The 4,871-nt window shown below is 74.4% G+C and carries 4 protein-coding genes; 1 reads left to right on the top strand and 3 read right to left on the bottom strand.

The features are described from left to right. Window positions 1–223: 223 nt before the first annotated feature. On the top strand, window positions 224–1,849 hold the full coding sequence (gene lnt / locus ACFWXO_RS06530; RefSeq protein ID WP_380522594.1) for an apolipoprotein N-acyltransferase: 1,626 nt from the start codon (window positions 224–226) through the stop codon (window positions 1,847–1,849). On the opposite strand, the gene ACFWXO_RS06525 is transcribed toward lnt, so the two are convergent. From ACFWXO_RS06525 to ACFWXO_RS06515, 3 genes are all read right to left on the bottom strand, one after another. Continuing rightward, window positions 1,807–2,586 (bottom strand): VOC family protein, encoded by a 780-nt coding sequence (locus ACFWXO_RS06525; protein WP_380522593.1) that lies wholly within the window; start codon window positions 2,584–2,586, stop codon window positions 1,807–1,809. The two genes, lnt and ACFWXO_RS06525, sit on opposite strands and share 43 nt — an antisense overlap. Window positions 2,587–2,681: 95 nt before the next feature. Then, the gene (locus tag ACFWXO_RS06520) at window positions 2,682–3,590 is read right to left on the bottom strand and encodes an NADP-dependent oxidoreductase (RefSeq protein WP_380522592.1); all 909 of its coding nucleotides are present in this window, start codon (window positions 3,588–3,590) and stop codon (window positions 2,682–2,684) included. A gap of 232 nt (window positions 3,591–3,822) precedes the next feature. Further along, window positions 3,823–4,698 (bottom strand): GyrI-like domain-containing protein, encoded by an 876-nt coding sequence (locus tag ACFWXO_RS06515; protein WP_380522591.1) that lies wholly within the window; start codon window positions 4,696–4,698, stop codon window positions 3,823–3,825. Window positions 4,699–4,871: the final 173 nt, after the last annotated feature.

Raw genomic sequence — 4,871 nt, 5'->3', positions numbered from 1 at the left:
CGGCGTGGCGGGGGGGGGGGGGGGGGCGGGGCGCCCCGCGGCGGGGGGGGGGGCGGCCCCGGGGCGGGGCGGCCCCCCCCCCCCCCCCCCCCGGTTCGGTCACGGGAATCCGTCCGCTTGTTCCAACGGCTCGTTCCAACGACCTGCACCGTTCCGAGGACAGGCGTCAACCACGCGTACCGCCATCTGGCACCGGCCGTCACCCGAGCGGACAATACGGGGCATGTCGCGCCGCACCGGCACCGCCGGCCCAGTCCCGAGCACGGCCCCGACCGACGCCCGGGAGCCGCACGCACCGCACCGCCACCGCCACCGGGCGCGGCTCGCCGCACTGGCGGCCGGAGCCGTACCGGTGGTCGCGTTCCCGACCCCCGGCCAGGCCTGGCTCGCCTGGGTCGCGCTCGTCCCCGGGCTGCTGCTCGCCCAACGGGCACCGTCGGGGCGGGAGGCGGCAGTGCGCGGGTGGTGGTTCGGGGCGGGCTTCATCCTCACCGCGATGTACTGGCTGGTCCCCTCCGTCGGACCGGCGCTGCCCGTACTCGCCGTGCTGTTCGGGGCCCTGCAGGCGCCGGTCGGGTACGCGGTGCACCGCCTGCTGCGCCCGCCGACGACCACCCGCCGGGCACTGCTCGCCCTGCTGGTCGTCCCCGCGGTCTGGGTGGGCACCGAGTACGCGCGGTCCTGGCACGCGCTCGGCGGACCGTGGGCACTGCTCGGCGCCACCCAGTGGCAGCACCCGGCGGTCCTCGGACTCGCCTCGGCGGGCGGGATCTGGCTGGTCAGCGCTGCGGTGGCGGCCGTCAACACCGGAGTACTGATCATCCTGACGGCGGTGCCCCGGCGGCCCCGGGCGGTCGCGGCGCTGGTCACCGTCCTGGTGCTGGCCGCCGGACCACTGCTGTTCGCGCTGCGCCCGGCACCGGTCGGGGCCGGGGCGGTCACCGTGGCGCTCGTCCAGCCCGGCGTCGTCGAGGCCCCGCAGGCCCGCTTCGACGCGAGCGTCCGGGCCACCGCCGACCTGGTCGGGCAGCCGGTCGACCTGGTGGTGTGGGGCGAGAGCAGCACCACCGCCGACCTCGACCGCGACCCGGCCGCCCTGGACGCGCTGCGCCGGCTCGCCGCCACCACCGGCGCCGAGGTGATGGCCGGGGAGGACGCCCGCAAGGCGGACGGGCGGATCTCCAAGGACGCGGTGCTGGTCTCCCCCGCGGGGGTGGTCGACCGCTACCGGAAGATCCGGCTGGTGCCCTTCGGCGAGTACATCCCGCTGCGGCCCGTCCTCGGCTGGATCGCCGGGGTCAGCCGGGCCGCGGGCGAGAACCGGGCCCCCGGCACCGCCTTCCACGTACTGCCCGCCACCGACCGGGCGGGCCGACCGCTGCCGGTCGGCGCGCTGATCTGCTTCGAGTCGGCCTTCCCGGACATGGCGCGCACCGCCGCCCGGGACGGCGCCCGGGTGCTGGTCTACCAGTCCTCCACCTCGACCTTCCAGCACACCTGGGCACCCGAACAGCACGTCTCGCTGGCCGCGATCCGGGCCGCCGAGACCGGGCGCCCCGCCGTCCAGGCCTCGCTGACCGGCGTCTCGGCCGCCTTCGACGCCCAGGGCCGGCAGCTCGCCCGGCTCGGCACCGACTCCACCGGCGCGCTGACCGTACGGCTGCCGCTCACCGCGCCCGGGACGCTGACCTGGTACGACCGGATCGGCGACGTGGTGCCGCTGGGCGCGCTGCTCGTCACGGCGGGCGCGGGAGCGGCCGACCTGCGTTCGCGCTCCGCCCGTCGGCGGACGGGAGGACCGGCCGTTCAGGGCCCCCCGCCGCCGTCCCCGGCCTCGCCGTCGGTGTAGACGCCGAACGGGGCGCCCTGGGCGTCGCGCAGGACGGCGATCCGCCGGCCCGGCATGGAATAGGCGGGCATCAGCACGTCCGCGCCCATCGCGACCGCCCGGCCGACGGTGTTGTCCACGTCGGCGACCGAGAAGTACGGCAGCCAGTGCGGCGCCACCTGCGGCGGGAAGCCGTCGTCCATCACCACCATGCCGCCGAAGTCCTGACCGTCCAGGCCCCACTGGGTGTAGTGCTCGGACGGCGCGACGGACCAGCCGAAGACCGCCGGGTAGAAGGCCCGCGCACCGGCCGCGTCCCGGGTCGCCAGTTCCACCCAGCCCAGCGAGCCCGGCTCGTTGAACACCCCGGCGCCCGCGAAGGCCCGGGCCTGCCAGAGGATGAGGACGGCTCCGGACGGGTCGGCGACCACCGAGAAGCGGCCCAGGTCCGTCACGTCGGTGGGCTCCTTGCGGACCTTGCCGCCGGCCGCCTCGGCCCTCGCCGCGGTGGCGTCGGCGTCCGCGACCGCGATGGCGACCGTCCAGGCCACCGGCTGCCGCGGGGCGTAGCGCGGGGTGACGGCGGCGGCCGCGGCCTCGCCCAGGAACATCTGGGTGTAGCCGTCGTCCTCGGGGCGGACACCGCTCTCGGGGCGCCAGCCGAACAGTTCGGCGTAGAAGACCCGGGCGGCGGCCGGGTCGTCGGTGCCCAGCTCGACCCAGCAGGGGGCATCGGTGGTGACGGAGGTCTGCTTCATGGCTCTCGGCCCTTGACTCTCGGTTCTCGGCTCTCGGGGACGCTCGGGCTGTGTTGCGGCGCCTTGACCTGACTGGCCATCAAAGCTCTGCTCTCTCAGGAGACTTCGAGCACCACCTTGCCGCGCGTGTGCCCGGACTCGACCTCGGCGAGCGCCTCGCCGGCGCGGCCGAACGGGTAGCGGCCGGTGACCTGGGGGTCGAGGTCGCCGGCGGCGACCAGGGCGGCGAGGGCGGCCAGGGTCTCGGAGCTGGTCGAGCGGGTGACGTAAGCGCCGCCGAGCTCGGCGGCGGTGGCCGGGTCGGCGGTGCTGACCAGCTCGGTCCGGTCGGTCCGGACTCCGGCCACCGCCCGTAGGGCGTCGCCGCCGACCAGGTCGAGGATGCCGTCGACACCGTCGGGGGCGGCCTCGGCGATCCGCTCGGCGACGCCGTCGCCGTAGCGGATCTGCGTCGCGCCGAGGGACTCCACGTACGACCGGTTGGCATCGCTCGCGGTGCCGAGCACGACCAGGCCCCGGCTGCGGGCGATCTGGGCAGCGGCACTGCCGACGCCGCCGGCGATCCCGAGGATCAGCAGCGTACGCCCGGCGCCGAGGGCGAGTTGGCGCAGCGCGTCATCGGCGGTGGCGACCGAGACGCCGAGCGTGGCGGCCAGGTCGAAGCCGACGCCCTCGGGCTTGAGGGCGCTCAACTCGGCCCGCAGCAGGGTCTGTTCGGCGAAGGCGCCGGCGGCGGCGAGGCCGAACACCTCGTCGCCGGGGGTGAAGCCGGTGACCCCGGGACCGATCCGCTGCACCACTCCGGAGGCCTCCTGGCCCATCACGGCGGGGAGTTGGCGCTCGCGGCCGAGGAAGCCCCGGCGGATCTTCCAGTCCACGGGGTTGACTCCGGCGGCCCGAACGGTGACCGCCAGTTGCCCCGGGCCGGGGTCGAGCACCGGGCGGTCGAGGAACTCCTGCGTCTCCGGTCCGCCGTAATCGATGAAGCCGAACGCCTTGGCCATCGGTGATCCCACTCCTCGGGTAGCGCCCTGCGGCACCTGCTCCCCCGCCCCAGCATGGGGGGCGCGGCGGGGCGGGGGCGGGCGCTGGTGGGCCGAACGGGGGCGGACGAACAAAAGACAGCTGACGGATGACAGATTTCAACATCTGTTATCCGTCAGCTGTCATCTGTTTTCTGTCATCTGTTAGCTGTCGGCTGTCGGCCGTTACCCGTCAGCCGCCACCTGCCGGCCGTCAGCCCCGCACCGCCCGCGTCACCGGGAGCCAGAGTTCCGCCTCCGCGTCGCCCGTCCCCGGGACGAAGCTGGTCCGGAGGATCTCCGGACCCGGCCGGGTCTCGTACGGGTTGGAGGGGAACCACTGGCTGTAGGTGTCCCCCCACATCTCCTGGAGGGCCTGCGGGAACGGCCCGCGGTTGGTGAACACCGCCCAGGTCCCGGCCGGGACGTGCAGGACGTCCAGGTCGTCCGGGACGACGGCGTCCTCGCGCGCCACCACCGCGTGCCAGTAGTCGAGTTCGGACCCCTCCTCCCGGTTGGGCGAGAAGTCGTCCGTCACCGACACGATGCCGAGCGGGTTCTTCGCCGTCAGGGCGGTGATCCGCTCGACGGTCTCCGCGCCCAACCCCCGGATGAACTCGGCGATGTGCGGGTTGACCCCCAGGTAGATCAGGGGGACCCGGGCCTTCTTCCCGACGATCCGGAAGTCCGGCTTCTCGACGATCCGGTACTCCATGCTGCTGCTTCCCTCCACGATGAGTCGGAAGGACATCCGGGGTTGGGAGATGAGCGCCGCACCCTCGCGCCGGGCCTCTCCGGGCCCGACCCCGTGCATCGCCCGGAACGCCCGGGCGAACGCCTCCCCCGAGGTGTAGCCGTAGCTGACCGCGATGTCGAGCAGCGTCCGCCCGCCGTCGAGGACCTCCGCCCCGGCGACGGTCAGCCGCCGGCGCCGTACGTATTCCGACAGCGGCATCCCGGCGAGCATCGAGAACAGTCGCCGGAAGTGGTATTCCGACGTCATCGCGATCCGCGCCAGTTCGGCCACGTCGATCTCCTGGTCCAGGCGCCGTTCGATGTGCTCCATCGCCCGGTTCAGGTGCTCCAGCACTGCCGCCCCGTCCTTCCCTTGCCGATCACCACCGTAGGAAGGACCCACCTTGCCGTACCCGACGATCGGTGCCCGCTCCGGTCGGGCACCCCTACGCCGGGGTGCCGGCCCATAACAAGGCCCGGGGCCCCCAAGCCTCCCCGAACAGTTAGGATACCCCCCTCTTAACGCCC

Source organism: Kitasatospora sp. NPDC059088, assembly GCF_042738155.1.
Classification (GTDB): Bacteria; Actinomycetota; Actinomycetes; order Streptomycetales; family Streptomycetaceae; genus Kitasatospora.
Note: the sequence above shows the minus strand (reverse complement) of the source record. Positions and strands in the feature narration are given on the sequence as shown.